Below are 21,658 nucleotides of genomic sequence, written 5' to 3' on the forward strand. Positions count from 1 at the left end.
AAACTTAAAGTGGAGGCGCGACCCGGAGTCGAACCGAGATCGACGGATTTGCAATCCGCAGCATAGCCATTCTGCCATCGCGCCAAATTGAATGCCCAATTTACGGTGTAAATTGGAGCGACATATCGGGTTCGAACCGATGACCTATACCTTGGCAAGGTATCGCTCTACCAACTGAGCTAATGTCGCATCATTCTTTGCTACATTTATTTTTAAACTTAATTTAAATCTTGTTCAACTTAAGTTTAATTAACAATGTTGCTTTGTTATCTAGGTTAAGCTTTAGTTGCTTCCCCTTGACTTCGGAATCGAATTCTACCGATTTTAGTTCCAGTGTCAACGCACTATTTTACAATTTGATGTCGTTTGCACACTAAGTGATCGCATTGCGTTCTAATTGTTCGATTCGTCGGTTAAATCGCCCCAGGCCGCCATAATATAGCTAACCATGGACCAAAATGTCAGAATCGCAGCGACATAAAACAGCGCAATGGCGGTATAAGTCAAAAAGTCATTCGGACGCCAGATCAAACCGACAATGGCCACCATCTGGGCCGCGGTTTTGTACTTACCAATCCATGACACGGCAACCGAGCCCCGCTTACCAATTTCGGCCATCCATTCTCGCAACGCAGAAATCACAATTTCACGGCCAATCATAAAGAGTGCCGGTAAGGTTAACCAAATATGGTTATATTCAGCCACCAACATCACTAAAGCAGTGGTCACCATGATCTTATCGGCAACGGGATCGAGAAAAGCGCCAAACCGGGTCGACTGTTGCAATTTTCTGGCAGCATAACCATCCAGCGCATCTGTGACGGCAGCTAACCAGAACACAAAAGCAGCCGCAAAGGGCGACCAGCTATAAGGAACATAAAAAAGAACTACAAAAACAGGCAGTAAAACTAGCCTGAACAGCGTAAGTGCTATCGGTACATTAAACGGCATGACGAAACCAATTATCTAAAAGCAGCGCCAATCTTGCCTTAATTTTGTTACCCTCGCAATGCATCATGTATTGTTTGCGCCATTTCTAAGCTAATACCTGGGACTTTTGCTAATTCAGCCACACTTGCGCCTTTCACTTGCTGAAGTCCCCCTAAATATTGCAATAAGGCCTTACGCCGTTTGGGTCCAACGCCAGCAATAGACTCGAGTGTTGAAGTGTTACGTGTTTTTTGGCGTTTGTTTCTATGGCCTGTGATCGCAAACCTGTGTGACTCATCACGAATATGCTGGATCAAATGCAGTGCTCCCGAGTCAGCAGGCAGATGAAACGCTAGCTCATTTTCACCATAAATAAGGGTCTCTAAACCGGGCTTACGCCCTTCCCCTTTGGCAATGCCAATCAATGTCGGAGCAATATCTAACTGAGCAAATTTCTCATCGACGACGTGCTGGGCGATTCTGAGCTGGCCAATACCGCCATCAATAAATAAAATATCGGGAATTTTGCCATTAGCATCGATTTTATCGAACCGTCGACTAATTGCTTGCTTCATTGCCGCATAATCATCACCAGGAGTGATCCCCTTGATATTATAGCGGCGATACTCTGACTTATTGGGCCCTTCACGATTAAACACCACACAAGAGGCCACCGTACTCTCCCCCATGGTGTGGCTTATATCGAAGCATTCCATACGACGGATCGGATTCGACAGTTCTAATGCCTCTTCGAGTAACAGGAATCGCTGCTCTATGGTATTTTGCTGAGATAACCGCGTTTCAACCGCATTTTTTGCATTGGTATCGGCAATGCGTAAGAAACTGGCCCGTTCACTGCGCACCTTGGTCTTAATCGTCACGCTTTTAGCGAGCGCTTGTTCAATCGCTTGCTCCAACTCATGGATATCATCAAAGTCATGGCTAACGATGATCTCTTTTGGCAACGTGCGTTGACTGTCGAAATTAAGATAAAACTGCAGCATAAAGGCGCGTAGAACCTCATCGAGTTCGGTCTTATCTGGTACGGCGGGATAGTAACTGCGACTCCCAAAAATTTTACCGCCGCGAATAAACAATAAATGAAAACAAGCAACGCCAGAGGCAAAGTAGACCCCAATAACGTCCATATCTCCGCTGCCGCCCGACACCTCTTGTTGCTCGACAACCCGGCGCAGTGCACTTATCTGATCACGAAAACGCGCAGCAGCCTCATAATTAAGTGCTTGTGCCGCTTGTTCCATCTTACCTACCAGCGTTCCCATTACCTGCTGATCTCGCCCGCGTAAAAATAGGGTGGCAAGTTTAACCTGCTCTTGGTAATCCTCATCGGAGACTTTACCGACACAAGGGGCGCTGCAACGGCCAATTTGATACTGCAAACAGGGGCGGGACCGCGCCTTATAGTAGATATCGTCACATTGACGGATAGGAAATAACTTTTGCATCAAATGTAAGCTTTCTCTAACGGCGCCGCCATTAGGATATGGACCAAAATACTGGCCTCTCTCACGTTGAGGCCCACGATGATAGGCTAAACGAGGATGCTGATGCTGACTGAGAAAAATATAGGGATAAGATTTGTCATCTCGCAGCAGCACATTGTATTTTGGCATGTACTGCTTGATGTAATCATTTTCGAGAATCAGCGCATCCGTTTCGCTGTGCGTCAGCGTAACGTCAATATCATGGATATGCGAAACTAAGGCTTCGGTTTTGACATTGTTTAAATTTTTACGGAAATAGGAGCTAAGGCGTTTCTTAAGATCTTTAGCCTTTCCCACGTAAATAACGGTCCCCTGAGCATCATACATACGATAGACACCAGGGGATGAGGAGACGGTCTTGAGAAAACGGGTCGAATCAAATGCAGAGATAGTCATACCTAAACGCTTGTTGGGCTGGAGTAATTAAAACTGGCCTGTATCCAACATCTTATAACGAATGGCTAAGCGGGTTAGTTCAACATCGCCATTGATCCCCAACTTATCAAACAGGCGATAGCGGTAGCTGTTGACGGTTTTAGGACTTAAATTGAGTTGCTCAGAAATATCACTGACCTTCTCACCATTGGTGATCATCATCATGATCTGCAGTTCACGCTCAGATAAGCTTTTAAACGGGTTATCGTCCGTTTGGTTAAATTGACTCAAAGCCATCTGCTGAGCAATTTCGGGCGATAGATAACGCTGACCATGAGCCACTTGACGAATCGCTTGGATCACCTCAGGTGGCGTAGCGCCTTTAGTTAAATAGCCAGAAGCCCCAGCTTGCATCACTTTGGTGGGAAACGGATCTTCGGTATGAATAGTCAGCACAATAATTTTGGCATGGGATTGATAACGTAGGATCTTACGGGTCGCTTCGAGCCCGCCAATCCCCGGCATATTCATGTCCATCAAGATCACATCGGCTTCGTTATTACGACTCCACTGCACAGCAGACTCGCCATCACCTGCTTCACCCACCACCTTAATGCCACGCTCATCTTCGAGAATACGTCGAATGCCAGTTCTTACCAATTCATGATCATCAACCAAATATACAGATATCAACTTAAAATCTACCTTGTATAGCTAACACTAAACCGACATTGGTTTACGTACGATAACACCATGTAATTTATCCCAATTCACTTTAATAAGAAAGGATAAAATGAATACATCTAAGCCAATGAATTATAAGTAATCTATTTCAGTTATTTACCGTTCAAAAAATTAGCAAACCGCCAGTTACAAGCTAACGGTTGACTAACTAAAAACGACATTGCACTTGGCTCATAACGACTCCATCTGGGTCGGTACGAGCCAATGGCTTCACCAGTCAATCGCTTAAGCTACACCATGACAATTAAGATATTCGCACACCCCATTTCAAAGTATGGCCTACATAATGGGTTGTGTTATGCGATAGTATCGGCCGGAATATACACCCAACCTTGCATTAATACCCGAGCACTGCGACTCATGCTCACTTTTTCCACCTGCCACTCACCCGCTTGTTGCGTGGCACTCGCACCCACTTTTAGCGTGCCCGATGGATGACCAAAACGCACACTCGTGCGCGCCTGACCACCCGCTGCCAAATTCACTAAAGTACCGGGGATTGCCGCCGCAGTACCAATGGCCACCGCCGCGGTACCCATCATGGCATGGTGTAATTTACCCATAGACAGCGCACGAACTAACAGATCCACATCATGTATCGTCACCGTCTTACCACTCGATACGCTATGCTCTTGTGGCGGCGCGACAAAGGCGACCTTAGGGGTATGCTGACGAGTCTTAGCCTCATCAATCGATTGGATAAGCCCCATTTTTAAGGCGCCATATGCCCGAATGAGTTCAAACTTAGCCAACGCCGCAACATCACCATTAATCGCCTCTTGCAGCTCGGTGCCATCGTAGCCTAGATCCTGGGCATTTAAGAAAATAGTCGGAATACCGGCATTAATGAGGGTTACGGTAAAACACCCGACGCCCGGCACATCAAGCTCATCAACCACATTTCCCGTGGGCAACATGGCGCCCGCTTCATCGGCGGGATCGACAAACTCAACTAACACCTCAGCAGCTGGAAAAGTCACACCGTCGAGTTCAAAATCGCCCAACTCAAGTACTTCACCATCGCACATAGGCACATGCGCTATAATGGTTTTATGGATATTGGCCTGCCAAATACGCACCACTGCTATGCCATTTGCGGGGATCTTGTCTGGGTCAACTAAGCCTTGGGTAATAGCAAAAGCCCCCACCGCAGCCGTTAAGTTACCGCAATTCCCGCTCCAGTCGATAAAGGGTTTATCGATTGCCACTTGGCCAAAAAGATAGTCAACATCATGCTCTGGTTGACCGCTTTTAGCCAAAATCACGGTTTTACTGGTACTCGAAGTGGCTCCGCCCATGCCATCGGTATGTTTACCATAAGGATCTGGACTGCCGATCACCCGTAATAATAGTGCATCGCGCGCCGCGCCGGGCACTTGCGCCGCTTCAGGCAGATCGTTTAAAGCAAAAAACACCCCTTTACTGGTGCCGCCACGCATATAGGTCGCGGCAATTTTCATCTGTTTCATGGACATTCCTGTAATCGCGTTGGCGACGACATCAAACGCTAGTATGTCATCGCCAACTGAGGTCATTTAGGCCTTTTTAGCCTCGAGAAAATCTTGAGCAAAACGCTGTAATACGCCACCGGCTTGATAAACTAACACCTCATCGGCAGTATCTAATCGACATGTCACAGGCACCTCGATGCGCTCGCCATTTTGACGATGAATCACTAAGGTCAACTGGGCTCTGGGGGTCGGCTCACCGACAACATCGAAGGTTTCACTGCCATCAATACCATAGGTTTTACGACTCTCGCCGGGCTTAAATTCGAGCGGTAATACGCCCATACCCACGAGGTTAGTACGGTGGATCCGTTCAAAACCTTCGGCCACAATCGCTTCAACGCCAGCCAGTCGAACACCTTTGGCGGCCCAGTCTCGTGATGAGCCTTGACCATAATCGCCGCCCGCCACAATAATCAAGGGCTGCTTGCGCTCCATGTAGGTTTCAATCGCTTCCCACATACGCGTCACTTTGCCCTCGGGTTCGATACGAGTCAGTGAGCCTTGCTGTACTTCGCCGTTGACCACGGCCATCTCATTGATGAGTTTGGGATTAGCAAACGTGGCTCGCTGCGCCGTAAGGTGATCGCCGCGGTGGGTGGCGTAGGAGTTAAAGTCCACCTCAGGCAAGCCCATTTTAGTTAAGTATTCCCCGGCGGCACTGCTGGCTAAAATGGCGTTGGATGGCGATAGGTGGTCGGTTGTGATGTTGTCGCCCAGCACCGCCAGTGGACGCATACCTTTGAGGCTACGCTCCCCTGCTAACGCCCCTTCCCAGTAAGGTGGACGACGAATATAGGTGCTTTGCGCACGCCAATCATACAGTGGGCTAACTTGCTCACCATAATCCACGGCTATATCAAACATCGGCGTGTAGATCTCTCTAAACTGCTCGGGTTTGACGCTGGCTTTCACAATGGCATCGATCTCGTCATCAGTTGGCCAGATATCTTTAAGGCGCACGGGCTCGCCTGATTGATCAACCCCGAGGATATCCTGTTCAATATCGAATCGAATCGTGCCTGCAATCGCATATGCCACCACCAGCGGCGGCGACGCCAAAAAGGCCTGCTTAGCATAGGGGTGGATGCGGCCATCGAAGTTACGGTTGCCCGACAATACCGCGGTGGCATATAAGTCTCTGTCGATCACTTCTTGCTGAATAACAGGGTCTAATGCCCCGCTCATGCCATTACAAGTGGTGCAGGCAAAGCCGACGATGCCAAAACCCAATTGCTCAAGTTCTGGTAATAAGTTGGCATCTTTCAGGTAAAGCTCTGCCACTTTAGAGCCAGGAGCAAAGGAGGATTTCACCCAAGGTTTGCGTGTTAAGCCCAATTCATTGGCTTTTTTCGCTAATAAGCCTGCCGCAATCACGTTACGTGGGTTACTGGTGTTGGTGCAGCTGGTGATGGCGGCAATGATCACCGCGCCATCAGGCATCAAGCCTGCTTCATTTTCGACGGTACCAGAGATCCCTTTTGCGGCAAGGTCACTGGTTGCCACGCGCCGATGCGGGTTTGACGGCCCGGCGATATTTCGCACCACACTGGAGAGATCGAAGCTCAGCACACGCTCATACTCGGCGCCTTGCATGCCATCGGCCCAAAGTCCCGTGTGCTTGGCGTAATTTTCGACCAGCTTCACTTGCTCGCTATCACGGCCGGTGATCGTCAGATAATCGATGGTCTGCTCGTCGATATAAAACATGCCGGCAGAGGCGCCAAATTCGGGCGTCATGTTAGAGATGGTCGCGCGATCGCCTAAGGTTAAATTGGCCGCGCCTTCACCGAAAAACTCTAAATAGGCGGAAACCACCTTTTGCTCACGTAAAAACTCGGTTAATGCCAGTACTATATCGGTTGCGGTAATACCACTTTGGCGCTTACCAGTTAACTCGACACCAATAATATCGGGTAGGCGCATATAAGATGGACGGCCAAGCATCACGTTTTCAGCTTCCAGTCCGCCCACACCTATGGCGATAACCCCTAGTGCATCGACGTGTGGAGTGTGACTGTCGGTGCCCACTAAGGTGTCAGGAAAAGCCACACCGTCGCGCGTTTGGATAACCGGCGACATTTTTTCTAGGTTGATTTGATGCATGATGCCGTTACCGGGCTGAATCACATCCACGTTTTTAAAGGCTTTTTTGGTCCAGTTGATAAAGTGAAATCTGTCTTCATTCCGGCGATCTTCAATGGCCCGGTTTTTGGCAAACGCATCTTTATCGAAACCGGCATGCTCGACGGCAAGCGAATGGTCGACAATTAATTGTGTCGGTACCATAGGGTTGACCTCGGCAGGATCGCCGCCTTTTTCAGCGATGGCATCGCGAAGCCCTGCCAAATCGACCAGTGCGGTTTGCCCCAGAATGTCGTGACACACGACCCGAGCAGGATACCAAGGAAAATCAAGATCGCGTTTGCGCTCAATCAATTGAGATAGCGCATCGTCAAGCATGGCGGGATCACATCGTCTCACCAAGTTTTCGGCAAGCACTTTAGCGGTGTACGGCAGTTTATCGTAGGCGCCAGGGCTTAACGCCTCAACGGCACTGCGAGTGTCAAAATAGTCAAACGATGTTCCGGGAAAGGGTTTACGGTGTGTTGTATTCATAACGTCATCCACAGATTTTACGTGCACGCCATGTCGATACTCACCTTGATGGCCCAATGACATAGGTTAAGGCGATGTCGTCTATTGGCATACAGCGCAGCATAACGACCGAAATACTGCGCTAAAAATGAAGTAGCAAGCGGCGATAAGCCAAGCTCACAGAGCCACTTATCGCCATAATGTTTAACCTTAATTGCTTAGATTATCGCTCGCCGATAGGCACTACTTTACGCGGCTCGGCACCGACATAGTCGGCGCTTGGGCGAATAATGCGATTATTAGCGCGCTGCTCCATCACGTGCGCCGCCCAGCCAGTTAAGCGTGAACAGACAAATATTGGGGTGAATAACTTGGTCGGGATCCCCATAAAGTGATACGCCGATGCATGGAAAAAATCGGCATTACAAAATAGCTTCTTGGTGTCCCACATAAACTCTTCACATGCCACCGAAATGTCGTACAGCGAAGTATCGCCAAACTCATGGGCTAACTTTTCAGACCACGCTTTGATGATCACGTTGCGAGGATCAGAAGTGCGATAAATCGCATGGCCAAACCCCATGATTTTCTCTTTGCGCTCTAGCATGCCAGCCATCTTAATTTTCGCATCTTCTGGTGAGCTAAATTGTTGGATCATCTCCATCGCCGCTTCATTAGCCCCGCCATGCAGTGGACCGCGCAGCGAGCCTATAGCGCCAGTAATACAGGAGAACATGTCAGACAAGGTTGAGGCACAAACGCGGGCGGTAAAGGTCGATGCATTAAACTCATGCTCAGCATATAAAATCAGTGATACATCCATTACGCGGCGATGCTGCTCCGATGGTGCCTTACCATTAAGCAGCTTAAGAAAATGGCCCGCGAGTGAGTCTTCATCGGTTGTGCACTCAATATCGACGCCATCATGGCTGTAGCGATACCAGTAACACATAATCGCAGGAAACGCCGCCAGTAAACGATTGGCTGCATTATATTGCTGGGTAAAATCGACTTCTGGTTCAAGATTGCCCAAAAATGAGCACCCAGTGCGCATCACATCCATCGGGTGGGCGTCACGAGGAATTCGCTGAAATACCTCTTTTAATGCCTGCGGCAGATCACGCAGTGACATTAGCTCATTTTTATAACCATCGAGCTGTGCGGCAGTGGGCAGTTCGCCATTAAATAGCAGGTAAGCCACCTCTTCAAACGTGGCATTCTCAGCCAGATCCGCCACATCATAACCACAGTAGGTCAAGCCAGAGCCAGATTTACCCACTGTACATAACGCTGTTTCACCAGCACTTTGGCCACGCAGACCTGCACCACTTAACTTTTTATCAACCATAATGTGTTCCTTTTTGGAATCTAAATTATTTATTCGCCAAGCAGCACGCTTGGCGCGTAGGGTTTTATACTGTCCTTAATTGAGCAACCTCTCAGCGATTAGCTGTACAGCTCAAGCCACACTATTTATTTTTACCTTCGGCAAATAAGCTATCTAACTTTTGTTCGTAATCGTGATAACCCAGATAATCATAAAGCGCCATACGCGTTTGCATCGTATCGAGTACCGCCTTTTGATCGCCATCGCGTAAAATCGCGGTGTAGACATTTTCTGCCGCTTTGTTCATTGCTCTAAAGGCACTTAACGGGTAGAGCACCATGTCCACACCCCACTCACTAAGCTGGGCTTTGTTCCATAATTCGGTTTGACCAAACTCGGTAATGTTCGCTAATAATGGCGCATCGATGGCACTGGCAAATGCGCGATAATGGGCTTCGGTTTGCACCGCTTCGGCAAAAATACCGTCGGCGCCAGCGGCAATATAGGCCTTAGCACGTGCAATCGCCGCCTCTAACCCTTCTTGAGCAAACGCATCGGTGCGAGCCATGATAAAAAAGTCGGGATCGGTGCGCGCATCGACTGCCGCCTTAATGCGGTCAACCATCTCTTCGGTCGAGACAATCTCTTTGTTGGGGCGATGACCACAGCGCTTTTGCGCCACTTGATCTTCCATATGTACCGCTGCAGCACCGGCCTTTTCCATATCGCGAATCGTTTTAGCAATATTAAATGCCCCGCCCCAGCCAGTATCGATATCCACCAGTAAGGGCAAGGCGCAAGCTGAGGTGATGCGCTGCACATCAACCAGTACATCATTGAGCGATGTCATGCCTAAATCTGGCAAACCATAAGAGGCGTTAGCCACGCCACCACCAGAGAGGTAAATGGCTTGATGGCCAATTTGCTCTGCCATCATCGCGGAATAGGCGTTTATTGTGCCTACAATTTGCAGTGGCTTATTTTTTGCCAGTGCCTCACGGAACTTCTTTCCTGCGCTCATGCTTAATTCCTCTTGTGTTTACTCTATGCAAGTTTGTTTTGAATATTGTTTTTTGAATACATGATGTGGCGCCGCATTAATATCTCGGCCAGCTCTTCATCACGGTTAGCGATAGCCTTAACAATATGCTTATGCTCATCAAATGCCGTTGTGACTCGCGGCCCCGCCATGCCCAGTTGTACCCGATACATGCGCACCAGATGATAAATGCCATCGAACAGCATAGAGATAAGGTGTTTATTCTTACTGCCCAAGATAATGCGATAGTGAAAGTCCACATCACCCGCTTCCTGATAATAAGACTCTCCCTCTTTAACATCTTTAAAATGGCTTTGTAGCAAGGCTTCAAGTTCACCAATTTCAGCATCAGTCATATGCTTGGCCGCCAACCGCGCCGCCATCCCCTCGAGTGACTCTCTAATCTGGTACAATTCAGATAGTCCCGCAGCGGATAACGCTACCACTCGCGCCCCTACATTTGCCTTACGCTCGACAATATGGCTCGACTCCAAACGATTTATCGCCTCACGGATCACCGCGCGGCTGACGCCGTAGGTTGTCGACAATTCAGTTTCACTCAGCTTAGCGCCCGCTGCGATCACTCCTTCGACAATATCCTGCCTTAATTGATAAAAGGTTTTATCTGCCGCGGTAACGGGTTGTAGGGGTTGAAATGTCATCTCTAAGGTTAGCCTGCTGAATTATCACGTTGTCGACAATATAGCTTTGAAGGATTAAGCATTCAACCCAAAGCGACCATATTGTCGACAAAAACGTTAATAGTTAGACTAAAGTTGTAATCAAACTGTGACGATTACCGTGGTTGGATCTAGCTAAGCTGCGCCTTAATAGCGCATCAAAGTTAATCGCAATAAATTAACAATGGGGAAAAGTCGATCCCAAGGGAAAGATTCATCTGTCTCGAATAGTAAACGGTGCGATCCATGGAGCTGTTGCTGGCATTACTTTATTGTCGATAGAAAGTATGTTCAGATCAATGAACGTGCCGATCAATTAATAATGAGCCTTTTACAGGTCAATCTGGTGGGTACAAAGGGATAGTTACGGCTAGCCTAAAGTGTCATTTAAGATCCCGGCCTCAACCAGCGTGAACTCTCGCGCCACTATCGCTTTTTATCTCGCGTATTATCGTCAGCCTGTCAGTCGCAAAGGGGCATTTGCCTTTTGCGATAATGCCAACAATTGTGGCTTGATGACCCCTACGAACTGTAAATAGCCTTGCTGGCCCTTCGGACACCGCCACTGACAATCTTGATCTGCTATAGACTTATCAGGCTTAAACTGTAATAACGGGAGCTGTGGTCTGATTGCCGCCTGCTTTTTTTCGCTTGCACGCATTGGCTAAAAAGCCTAAGTGGCGAACTCGCATCACACCTTTAGGCAACACATGTAATAGATAGCGGCGAATAAACTCTTTAGCATCAAGTCGCATCACTTTGCGTTTATTGCCGTCTGCATAGTCTGTGTAACTAAAGCTAACACTCTCAGCTGTGACCGCCTTAATTCTCGACTCATGTAGTATGCCTTTACGGGTATAGCGCCCCAGATATTTCCCCCTGTGGCTGCACGCCTTAAATACGCTTTGCTGTACACACACCACGCTTTACTCATTAATGCCTCTACTTCAGGGAGTTCAAGTTCACGCGCCCAGAATGAAAACAAGCCACACATTATAAAACAACTGATCCCTTCCACTATTTCACTTCATCAACATAACGAATAAAATCATTAATTCGTGTTTGATGGTCACGTGTTTGATGGTCAATAGACTTAATGATTCTCTTGAGTGTGCCAGCGACATCAATATTGCGAATGACTGCTTCTGCCCTATCACGAGTCAACAAAGACACTTTAATATCAAAAGGGAAGCCTTTATCGTGTAACGACTTGGCTAAAAAGATACGTGTGAAGTACACATTAATGGGGGCTCTATATAAGGTACATTGTCTGAGTCAATCCTCTCGGAAAGCATCTCAAACGCCAAAAACAAAAAAAGCCGTTGATAATCAACGGCTTTTCTCACATTTAATGTGGCGGAGAGATAGGGATTTGAACCCTAGATGGGCTATAAACCCATGCCGGTTTTCAAGACCGGTGCATTCGACCACTCTGCCATCTCTCCGAACGCCGGCAATACTATAAGCATAGCGTTAAGATGTAAACCCAAATTCGTAAAATTCGTGCCACTTGTCGAAGAAATATACCGTACTACTTTTTGCCCCTGCATCTGTTGCTCATAATTCATCGGTATATGGCAAAATAACGAAACTTAATAGGGCGGCATCAAAATTGTGCTAACATCTGAGCATGTTTAAATAATACTCTCCAATATGAACGCGAATCCAATTGCTCCAGCTTCTCTTTCACCCAATTTTGCTATCCCATCTATTGCTAATATCGTTGCTACTCATCAAGCAAGACTGCTAGGCCAGTCTCGAACGCTCGACGCTTTCTCCCTGTTAGCCAGTACGACCGATCAGCATATGTATTTAGCCGATCAAAGTGGGATTGATAGAAAACGATTTATTCAAGCCTTGGTTGAAAGTCAGCCGCTTCATTCGGTGCAATATTTAAACCGCATAGCCCAAGATGGCCAACAAGCGCCTCAAACTAAAAGCACCCTTGTGTGGCAAGCCGAGCCAGGTGAAGATAACCTCAGTACTACCACGCACCGTTATCGCTACCTCAGTGGCAATATTAAACGCCGCGACTTGATTGGCCACATCAGTAGTCTTGATCCACAGCATTATCACCCTGGTGCCTTTGCTGATTGCCGTTACCTGTTTATCTGCGCTGAATCATTATGGAAACGCGAGGGCTTATGGGAGTTAGTGCTACAGACCATAGATCGCGCAGAATATGACATTCATTCTAATTGGCCCGCTATTGCACTTAACTGCAAAATTATTTTAGTCGGCAGTAGTGCGCTCTATAGCGTCTCTTATATTGAAGAGCGCCTGTTTGCCAGCCACTTCCCCCTATTAGGCGAATTAGTCAATGAACTGAGCCTGCCTGAATTTTCTGAACAAGATTACCTGCAATGGTTGGTCACATTAGCCGATGATAAAGGGATAACCTTAACGCAATCGGCATTGGCACCGTTATTTAACTTCAGTTCACGACTGGCGGACCATCAGCAACATCTGAGCTTGTTAACGACTCCTTTGCTCCAGTTGATGGAGCAAGCCTGTGCATACAGCCAGAGCCGAGAGTTAACCGGTGCTGCAATAACGCATGCGCTGGCGCAACAAACCCTGCGCCATAACGCCTCTCAAACGCTGTCAGCACAAAGTTTTGATGATAACTTTATTAATCTGCCGACCAACGGCACCATGATTGGTCAAATAAACGGCCTAACCGTATTGGATGCCGCCGAGTATTGCTACGGCGAGCCGGCTCGCATTACCGCGTCGGTACATTATGGTGACGGTGAGGTAGCCGATATTGAACGTAAATCTGAGCTAGGCGGTAATATTCACGCAAAAGGTTTAATGATCCTCTCCTCTTGCCTGTACCGTATTTTCGGTAAAGATGCGCCACTGCATTTAAATGCTAATATTGTGTTTGAACAGTCTTATCAAGAAATTGATGGCGACAGCGCCTCATTAGCCGAATACTGTGCCTTAATGTCAGCTATTGCTGAACATCCAATTGAGCAAGGTATTGCAGCCACTGGTGCAATTGACCAATTTGGTCAAGTACAGGCCATCGGCGGCGTTAATGAAAAAATTGAAGGCTTTTTTGCCCTTTGTCAACGCCGTGGACTCACAGGCACCCAAGGCGTTATTTTGCCAAAATCTAATGTGCAACAACTGAATTTACACCAAGATGTGATTGATGCTATTGATAAAAAACAATTTCACTTGTACCAAGTTGAACACATTGATGAAGCCGTAACCATACTGATGAAGATGCCAGCCGGGATCCCTGATGACAATGGCCAGTTTCCAGAAGACACCTTGTATCGCTTAGTGCAAGACCGCTTAGAAGGCTTAGCGGGTTATCCAGACGAAGAAGACTCATTTTTTGCTAAGTGGCTCGCGAAACTCAAACTTTCTAGCTGATCGGAGTTGTTTAGCTTACACGTGTTCGCTAACCTTGGCAGCTCAAATTGCGGAGTGAAGTAAATAATGAATAGAGCAAACAGTTTTAACAAAGATGAATTAGTGGCTTGCGGTCACGGTACGTTATTTGGCGCCAACTCTCCTCGCCTACCTATAGACAATATGTTGATGATTGACCGCATTACCAAAATTAATGCCGATGGTGGCGAATTTGGCAAAGGTGAGATTGTTGCCGAATTGGATATTGACCCTTCTCTTTGGTTTTTTGACTGTCACTTTCAAACCGATCCCGTAATGCCAGGCTGTTTAGGGCTTGATGCTATGTGGCAATTAGTTGGCTTTTTCCTCGGTTGGGAAGGCGCTGAAGGTAAAGGACGTGCGCTCGGTGTGGGTGAAGTTAAATTTACTGGCCAAGTCTTACCTGATGCCAAAAAGGTCACTTATAAGTTAACCATTAAGCGTAAAGTGTATCGTAAGCTTGTGATGGGTATTGCCGATGCGGTAATGGAAGTGGATGGTCGTGAAATCTATTCAGCTAAAGATCTAAAGGTGGGTATCTTCTCTGATACGTCGACTTTTTAATCGACTCATCTCCTTATCAGCATCAGCTTGATATAAAAATGCCCTCTATAACATAGAGGGCAACTTTCAATCACACTGCTAATTATTTATTAAACAGTCCACTAAGACGTCCATCAACGCCTTCGCGCCAGCCTCCTAACCAATGCGACTTCGAGTCTAATGTTGAATAAGGACAATTCTCTTTAGAGCGGCCTCCTATTCCTGCCTTAAATCCTTTTGAAAAAGCTCTATCTAGACGATCTCGTTTTTGTCTTTTCATGCAAGCATCCTCTGTTCGAAAATCCATGAGGCCAAAGCCTCATGGATACAAATAGAACTTTTTGCAGCTGAGATCAATCAAAAAAGTCGCTTTTTGGTCGGTTATTTTTTAAGCTCATGAGTTGCTTGTTTAAAAAAAATCGAGGCATATGCCTCGATTGATATTTCAATTTGTTCTAAGAACAAACATTAAACTTTACGACGTCTAAACCAGAGTAAAGGTAAGGTTAAAAGCCACATAAAACTGGCTCCGCCTTTGCGCTCATAGTTAGCATTACCTGAATTGTCACTCTCTTTTACTGTACAAGCAGTACCTGAATTAGACGGCTGCATAACAACCATGCGCGGAATAAAGGCGGTCACAGGTTGACCATCGGCATTAAGTAAGAATAATGGCTTACCATTGTCACCAATCACCAAGTCACCGTTACTATCGAACTGGTAAGAGGGTTTACGAATAAATGCCGTACCGACAATGGTACCGTCTTCGTTGATGCTGTTGGCTTCAACAATACGAATTTCACTTTCGTAAAAGAGTACATCGCCATTACCGTCGGTCACTTCAACTTTATTGCGTGTCCAATCACCATTACCTTCTTGGGTGTAACCTTTTGACTCGCACACCAATAGCTCGTTAAGGTCGTAAAACTCATCGCTGTTTTTATCGAACAAGAAACCAGACTTTAATCTTGGCTTCTCTTTCTCGCTGGTGGCTTCAATATAACCCACGACTTGATCTTTATTATTAATATCTCTTGGACGCGAACTGCGATCGGAGATGCCTTGATAAAAATCGTTTGGAGTGACGAACGTCGGTGATGCTTGATTGGTATCGACATAGAAGAATTTATCGCGTGAATAGCCTTCTATATATTGCTTATAGCTACCCACTAGGATGCCATTATCATTAATATCATAGGCAATCGAAGAGAGCTGATCGTCCGTCATCTTAACCCAATGATATTGATAGGTGCCGTTGCTGTCTTTTTTCCAGTAGGCGGCATCAAATGCCAGTTTATCAGTATCGTTATTACGATAAACATGTGAGCGCCCTGCCACTGTGCCGTCATTATTAATCCCTAGACCTTGAGCAGTAAATACCACATCTGAAGTCGAGGTTAATCCCAGAGGCAATTCGGTTGGCGTCACGCCGCTATCATCAAGCTGCCATACCATAGCGCGAGTTTGGTACAAAATACGACGAAAGCCGCTAGCATCAGGATATTGATTAAGCTGCACACAAACATCGACAGGATAAACTTCGCCAGTAATACATGCATTGAGGCGTTCAATACTACTGTTAGCAAGGGCTGTACTGCCGTAGCCTGTTACCTGATTATTATCATTAATCGCCGCAGCAACAGAGACACCACCGACAACAACATCAGTGTCATCTTTGGTGTAAGTGGTATAAGGCGGGGCTATCGCAATATCTGTTCCGTCGGCTTTTTTAACAAAAGCGCGCTCTTCAAATTCGCGGTAATACCAATATTCTTGCCCAGCAGTCTGGCCGGTATAAGCCACTTTTTGTTCTGGCCCGGTGTAGCTGCCCACACGTAAGCCCGCATTATTGATACCATAATAAGAGGCATTAATTGAATTGACCGTCTCGGGATTATCTTCTGGTGCTCTGGTACCAAATACCGAGTCAAATATCGGTAACCAGCTGCCTGTAGCGCCATTTCCCTCTGCGATAAAGGTGAAGTTATTCGCTTCAATAGGCGCATTTATCGAGTAAGTGACGAGCTGCTCAGGAGAAATGCCATCTTCAATATCTATGATGCTGTTATCGTCATCATTGACTTCCAGCTTTTTCTTACCCTGCGAGATACCCACCAACTGGTTTTGTTGGTTAACAAACATGCCATAACCGTTAATCGTCGAGGCTAAGGTACCATTAAGATCATAATCTTCAATATTTTGAATTTCATAAACGGGTGCGGCAGACACTGTCTGTAATGCACTGACAACACCGACCGCCACTAATGATAAGGCGCTATTAAACTTCAACTTCATTCACTAATTTCCTATTATTTTTATCGTTTATTTTAGCGCTTCTAGCTCTTCCCAACGCTCGAAACAAACTTCTAACTGCTGCTCTCGCTCTGCCAGTTCGCTTAAACGACTGCTCACGACATCTTGTGCTTGAGCATAAAAATCCGGTTCACTAATTTGCGATTGTAAGGCTTCAATCTCAGCCTCTAATTGCTCCATTTTAGCGGGTAAACCTTCGAGTTCTCGTTGTAGCTTATACGATAACTTTTTCTCAGGTTTAACCACAGGCTTAGCCTCAGCGGCTTGAGCAACTTTGGGTTGGACAGCCACTGGCGTCACTGGTTCCTCAGAATAAAATTTTGCGCCTTGCGACACCGCATCTTGATAACCACCAACGTATTCGCTCCAACCGCCATTGCCGGTGAACCACCATGAACTGGTCACAGTGTTATCGATAAATGCACGGTCGTGGCTGACCAACAACAAGGTGCCTTGATAATCAGTTAGCAAAGACTCTAACAATTCAAGCGTCTCAATATCAAGATCGTTCGTTGGCTCATCGAGAATAATTAAGTTTGCTGGCCGCAGCAATAGTCGCGCTAACAGCAAACGATTTTTTTCGCCGCCCGACAATGCTTTAACTGGCGTACGGGCGCGCATGGGCGAAAACAGGAAATCTTGTAGATAGCTTAAAATATGCCTATCTTGGCCATTGATAGTGACGGTTTTCTTGCCTTCACCGACGTTTTCTTCAACCGTTTTCTCTGGGTCTAATGCTTCGCGGTACTGGTCAAAATATGCCACCTCAAGCTTGGTGCCGACTTTAATCTCGCCAGACTGAGGGGTCAATTGACCAATCAATAGCTTAATTAACGTCGACTTACCACACCCATTGGGGCCAATTAACGCGATACGATCGCCACGCATCACACTGGTGGAAAAGTTCTTAACCAAATTTTTATCGGGTAAGTTGTAATTTAAGTCATTAACCTCAAATACCAACTTGCCTGAACGTTCGGTATCAGCCACGGCCATCTTGGCGCCACCTTGGCGATTGATCCGCTCCATTCGCTCCATACGTAACGCTTTTAACGCTCTAACCCGGCCTTCGTTGCGGGTTCGACGTGCTTTAACGCCTTGACGGATCCAAGTTTCTTCATCGGCTAACTTTTTATCAAACTGGGCGTTTTTCTCGCTTTCGACGCGCAACCATTCGGCTTTGCCGTCGAGATACGCCTGATAATTCCCCGGCCATGATGTGACCACGCCACGATCTAAATCGACAATCCGTGTTGCCATGCGTTGAATAAAGCCACGGTCATGACTGATAAACACGATAGCGCCGCGATAGTTGAGTAAAAAGGCTTCTAGCCACTCAATGGTATCGATATCTAAATGGTTGGTCGGCTCATCGAGTAATAACAGATCGGGCTCACTGACCAAGGCTCGTGCTAAGGCCACTTTGCGCTGCCAACCACCAGATAAACTCATCAGGCTCGCATCGGCATCGAGACCCAAGAGTTCGCACGTTTGGTTAATTCTTGAGTCTAGCTGCCAGCCATTAAGGTGGTCGATATCCTCTTGCAAACGCTCCATCTGTTTAAGCATGCGCTCCATTTCATCGGCAGAAGCACTTGCAACATCATGGGAAAGCTGATGATAACGCTCTAATTTTTCACCAACTTCTTGTAAACCCGCTGCAATATAAGCATATACAGTTCCCTGCTCTGCTTTAGGAGGATCTTGTTGTAAGCGGCTGACCTTAATATCGGTGGCAATGTTAAATTCGCCTTCATCAAGCAGCACTTCACCACACAGCACTTTCATCAAACTCGATTTACCAGCCCCGTTACGGCCAACAATACAGACCCGCTCTCCAGGCTCTATGGTAAAGTCAGCATTTTGTAGTAATGGTGTGTAACCGTAGGCTAATGAGCCATTGTTAATACGAACCAGACTCAATTTACGCTCCTATAAACTGTTTTAATTGTGGGATATCGAACGGCCAATTTAATTGGGCTTGCGTATCGGCACGCAAGAAAACAGGTATACGGGTGCCGTATTCCTGGGCTAATTCGTCGCTATCACAGATATCTTGCTTAACATAATCGATCCCTAAGGTATCAATTAATGCTTGTGCCTGTTCACACAGATGGCAAGCATCGGTGTGAAACAGGGTAAATAAAATACGATTAGGCATGGGTAATAAGCCAGGTATTGTGGATCTGAGGATTGCGTTTGTAATCCATAGGTAAGGTCTGGTTATCGATATTAGTCACCACTAAGCCGAGCTCAGCAAGCGCCTCACTTTCCATCTTAAACTTACGCTTATTGTTAGAGAAGATGATCTCACCCTTTGGGTTAAGCAGCTTCACTAACCCACTGAGCAAACTCACGTGGTCACGCTGCACATCGAATGAATCTTCCATGCGTTTAGAGTTAGAAAACGTCGGTGGATCGATAAAAATCAGATCGTACTTCTCTTGGCAATCAGCAATCCACTGTAAGCAATCGCTTTGAATAAACTGATATTGACGCCCAGATAGCCCATTTAAAGCAAAGTTATCTTGAGCCCAGCTCAAATAGGTATTTGACATATCCACAGTCGTGACCGACTTAGCCCCACCAAGTGCGGCATGTACCGATGCAGAGCCTGTGTAGGCAAATAAATTTAATACCGAACGCCCTTTTGACTTTTCGCCCACTAATTTACGGGTTAAACGGTGATCGAGGAACAAGCCTGTATCTAGGTAATCCTTCAGGTTTAACTTAAACTTAGCCCCATACTCTGTGGTAACCAGTTCCAATTTTTTAGCATCAAGCTTTTGATACTGATTGGTGCCTTTTTGACGCTCACGCGTCTTAAGAATAATCTTATTTGGATCGACCCCAATGGCATTAGGCAGCACTAACAATATATCGGTCAAACGGCGCTTAGTAACCGATTCTGGTATATCTTTAGGCGCTGAGTATTCTTGGATAACCACGTAATCTAGGTATTTATCTACTGCCACATTATATTCAGGAATATCGGCATCATATAAACGATAGCTATCGATACCTTCGCGCTGAGCCCACTTACTTAATTGCTTAAAGTTCTTTTTGATTCGGTTGGCAAAAGAGGTGGCCACTTCGCTAATCTCACCGCCTTGGGCCAACACTTGGCTCGGTTCGATACGACGGGTGCTTTCGGCATGCAGTGTATATAAGTTAAAGGCACACTCTAACGCGCCATTGAACATTTTCATCTGTTTATCGGCTTTAAGTTTAAGCGCCGAGAGTAATTCAATGTCGCTGTTGAGCACGGCGATTTTCCAGCCACCGAATTCACTCTTAAATTTGTCACCTAATTGATAATACAGCTGCAGCAGTGAGGTGACTGTGCCCAAACGCTCACCATAAGGTGGGTTGGTGATAACAAAACCTGTGGCAACAGGAGGCGTCACATCAAGCGCATTAGAAACGGAAAACTCAATTAACCCAGCAACGCCTGCATTTTCAGCATTACGTTTTGCCAGTGCCACCAGGCGCGAGTCGATGTCTGAACCAAAGAATTTAATTTGACAACGGCTGATACCCAGCGATGCACGCGCTTTGGCTTCATCCATCAAACCTTGCCACACACCGTCTTGATGACGTAACCATTTTTGAAAACCAAATTTAGCGCGATAAAGCGCAGGCGCGACGTCACAGGCCATCATCGCCGCTTCAATCAAAATCGTACCGCTACCACAGAAAGGATCGAGCACATCTTGCGGTGCCTCTTTCCAACCACTGCGCACTAGCATATTCGCCGCGAGGTTTTCTTTTAATGGCGCTTCCCCTGTGGTGGCACGGTAGCCACGCTGATGCAGTGCTGGACCAGAGAAATTGATCCCTAGCGTCACCTGACCACGGCGATAATGAGCATCAATCTTAAAGTCAGCATCGACGCGAGATACGTTCGGACGTTCACAGCCATCGTCGCGAAAGCGATCCACTACCGCATCTTTAACCTTTAAAGCACCAAACTGGGAGTTTTTGATAAAGCCGCCCACACCATGGAAATCGATGCTAAAGCTACTCTTATTTGAAAAGTGCGTCTGCCAATCGACACAATATGCTGCATTATAAAGCTGCTCGGGCGTTTCACACGGGCCTTTGTAAATGACTAAAATAATACGGCTGGCAAGACGAGACCATAAGGTAATACGGTAAGCCAATTCCAGTGGTGCAGAAAAATACACCCCCGCAACACTTTCTTTAACGTCATTAGCACCAAGCTCGATTAATTCGAGCGATAATGCGTATTCATAGCCTCGTGGGGCTGCAGCAAAAAAATTCAACATGGATAAATAGACACACTTCAAAAATCAATTCGACATTATACCTTGTCCAACCACTAAAAGATAAAAAGTTCTAACTATAGCTAGACATAAATTCCGCGATACGCTTAATAAGCCTGCACAATGCCGCTTTAATGAACGTCTAACAAGATATAACCGATTACCCCTTGCAATGACACCTTGGTATCGATATAGTTCGCCCCGCTTTGAGGCACACCTAGTTACTCAGTAATTAAGCATGTTGACTAAGCAATTCTGTAGTAGCGGAATTAAAATGCTACAGCGTTTGATACATACGGACGCGGGATGGAGCAGTATGGTAGCTCGTCGGGCTCATAACCCGAAGGTCGTCGGTTCAAATCCGGCTCCCGCAACCAATTCTTGAGTAGCAGAATTAAAACACTA

The 21,658-nt window shown here is 46.5% G+C and carries 16 protein-coding genes, 4 tRNA genes and 1 pseudogene; 3 read left to right on the plus strand and 18 right to left on the minus strand.

The window, feature by feature from the left end; genetic code table 11:
* Positions 1–10: 10 nt before the first annotated feature.
* The 13 genes and pseudogenes from DVO77_RS08595 to DVO77_RS08655 all read right to left on the minus strand — a co-directional run bounded on the left by DVO77_RS08595 (position 11) and on the right by DVO77_RS08655 (position 12,151).
* Positions 11–84, minus strand: a tRNA-Cys gene (locus DVO77_RS08595).
* A gap of 29 nt (positions 85–113) precedes the next feature.
* Positions 114–189, minus strand: a tRNA-Gly gene (locus DVO77_RS08600).
* Positions 190–393: 204 nt separating this feature from the next.
* Complete coding sequence (pgsA, locus tag DVO77_RS08605; protein ID WP_110458935.1) at positions 394–951, minus strand: CDP-diacylglycerol--glycerol-3-phosphate 3-phosphatidyltransferase; 558 nt, start codon at positions 949–951, stop codon at positions 394–396.
* A 47-nt stretch (positions 952–998) separates the two neighbouring features.
* The gene (gene uvrC / locus DVO77_RS08610; protein ID WP_119978023.1) at positions 999–2,831 is read right to left on the minus strand and encodes an excinuclease ABC subunit UvrC; all 1,833 of its coding nucleotides are present in this window, start codon (positions 2,829–2,831) and stop codon (positions 999–1,001) included.
* 27 nt (positions 2,832–2,858) lie between these two features.
* Positions 2,859–3,503, minus strand: a complete 645-nt coding sequence (uvrY, locus tag DVO77_RS08615) for a UvrY/SirA/GacA family response regulator transcription factor (protein WP_110458933.1) — start codon at positions 3,501–3,503, stop codon at positions 2,859–2,861.
* A 347-nt stretch (positions 3,504–3,850) separates the two neighbouring features.
* A complete protein-coding gene (gene prpF / locus DVO77_RS08620; RefSeq protein WP_119978048.1) occupies positions 3,851–5,029 on the minus strand; it encodes a 2-methylaconitate cis-trans isomerase PrpF in 1,179 nt (392 codons plus the stop codon).
* Between the two features lie 60 nt (positions 5,030–5,089).
* Positions 5,090–7,681 carry a Fe/S-dependent 2-methylisocitrate dehydratase AcnD gene (gene acnD, locus DVO77_RS08625; protein WP_211328788.1) on the minus strand — a complete coding sequence of 864 codons (2,592 nt, stop codon included), beginning with the start codon at positions 7,679–7,681 and terminating at the stop codon, positions 5,090–5,092.
* Positions 7,682–7,883: 202 nt separating this feature from the next.
* Positions 7,884–9,008, minus strand: a complete 1,125-nt coding sequence (gene prpC, locus DVO77_RS08630; RefSeq protein WP_119978024.1) for a bifunctional 2-methylcitrate synthase/citrate synthase — start codon at positions 9,006–9,008, stop codon at positions 7,884–7,886.
* 121 nt (positions 9,009–9,129) lie between these two features.
* Positions 9,130–10,008 carry a methylisocitrate lyase gene (gene prpB, locus DVO77_RS08635; RefSeq protein WP_110458931.1) on the minus strand — a complete coding sequence of 293 codons (879 nt, stop codon included), beginning with the start codon at positions 10,006–10,008 and terminating at the stop codon, positions 9,130–9,132.
* A 23-nt stretch (positions 10,009–10,031) separates the two neighbouring features.
* On the minus strand, positions 10,032–10,688 hold the full coding sequence (locus tag DVO77_RS08640) for a GntR family transcriptional regulator (RefSeq protein WP_119978025.1): 657 nt from the start codon (positions 10,686–10,688) through the stop codon (positions 10,032–10,034).
* A 472-nt stretch (positions 10,689–11,160) separates the two neighbouring features.
* A pseudogene (locus DVO77_RS19410) lies at positions 11,161–11,676 on the minus strand (transposase); the annotation flags it as partial.
* 47 nt (positions 11,677–11,723) lie between these two features.
* Positions 11,724–11,945 (minus strand): hypothetical protein, encoded by a 222-nt coding sequence (locus tag DVO77_RS08650; protein WP_119978027.1) that lies wholly within the window; start codon positions 11,943–11,945, stop codon positions 11,724–11,726.
* Positions 11,946–12,060: 115 nt separating this feature from the next.
* A tRNA-Ser gene (locus DVO77_RS08655) sits at positions 12,061–12,151 on the minus strand.
* Positions 12,152–12,359: 208 nt separating this feature from the next.
* Between DVO77_RS08655 and DVO77_RS08660 the strand changes: the two genes are divergently transcribed.
* On the plus strand, positions 12,360–14,093 hold the full coding sequence (locus DVO77_RS08660; protein ID WP_119978028.1) for a S16 family serine protease: 1,734 nt from the start codon (positions 12,360–12,362) through the stop codon (positions 14,091–14,093).
* Positions 14,094–14,159: 66 nt separating this feature from the next.
* Positions 14,160–14,675, plus strand: a complete 516-nt coding sequence (gene fabA / locus DVO77_RS08665) for a bifunctional 3-hydroxydecanoyl-ACP dehydratase/trans-2-decenoyl-ACP isomerase (protein WP_110458927.1) — start codon at positions 14,160–14,162, stop codon at positions 14,673–14,675.
* Between the two features lie 82 nt (positions 14,676–14,757).
* Here the strand turns inward: fabA and rmf are convergent, their stop codons facing one another.
* From rmf to rlmKL, 5 genes are all read right to left on the minus strand, one after another.
* Complete coding sequence (rmf, locus tag DVO77_RS08670) at positions 14,758–14,934, minus strand: ribosome modulation factor (protein ID WP_110458926.1); 177 nt, start codon at positions 14,932–14,934, stop codon at positions 14,758–14,760.
* 188 nt (positions 14,935–15,122) lie between these two features.
* Positions 15,123–16,949 carry a DUF3466 family protein gene (locus tag DVO77_RS08675; protein ID WP_119978029.1) on the minus strand — a complete coding sequence of 609 codons (1,827 nt, stop codon included), beginning with the start codon at positions 16,947–16,949 and terminating at the stop codon, positions 15,123–15,125.
* A 27-nt stretch (positions 16,950–16,976) separates the two neighbouring features.
* On the minus strand, positions 16,977–18,890 hold the full coding sequence (locus tag DVO77_RS08680) for an ABC transporter ATP-binding protein (protein ID WP_119978030.1): 1,914 nt from the start codon (positions 18,888–18,890) through the stop codon (positions 16,977–16,979).
* A gap of 1 nt (position 18,891) precedes the next feature.
* Complete coding sequence (locus DVO77_RS08685) at positions 18,892–19,128, minus strand: glutaredoxin family protein (RefSeq protein WP_119978031.1); 237 nt, start codon at positions 19,126–19,128, stop codon at positions 18,892–18,894.
* Positions 19,121–21,256, minus strand: coding sequence for a bifunctional 23S rRNA (guanine(2069)-N(7))-methyltransferase RlmK/23S rRNA (guanine(2445)-N(2))-methyltransferase RlmL (gene rlmKL / locus DVO77_RS08690; RefSeq protein ID WP_119978032.1), 2,136 nt, complete (start codon positions 21,254–21,256; stop codon positions 19,121–19,123). Before rlmKL ends, DVO77_RS08685 begins: the two co-directional genes overlap by 8 nt.
* Before the next feature lie 297 nt (positions 21,257–21,553).
* On the opposite strand from rlmKL, the gene DVO77_RS08695 reads away from it, so the two are divergent.
* Positions 21,554–21,630, plus strand: a tRNA-Met gene (locus tag DVO77_RS08695).
* The last annotated feature ends 28 nt before the right edge of the window (positions 21,631–21,658 follow it).

The sequence above is a fragment of the Shewanella algidipiscicola genome, assembly GCF_003605125.1.
GTDB classification, from domain to species: Bacteria; Pseudomonadota; Gammaproteobacteria; order Enterobacterales; family Shewanellaceae; genus Shewanella; species Shewanella algidipiscicola.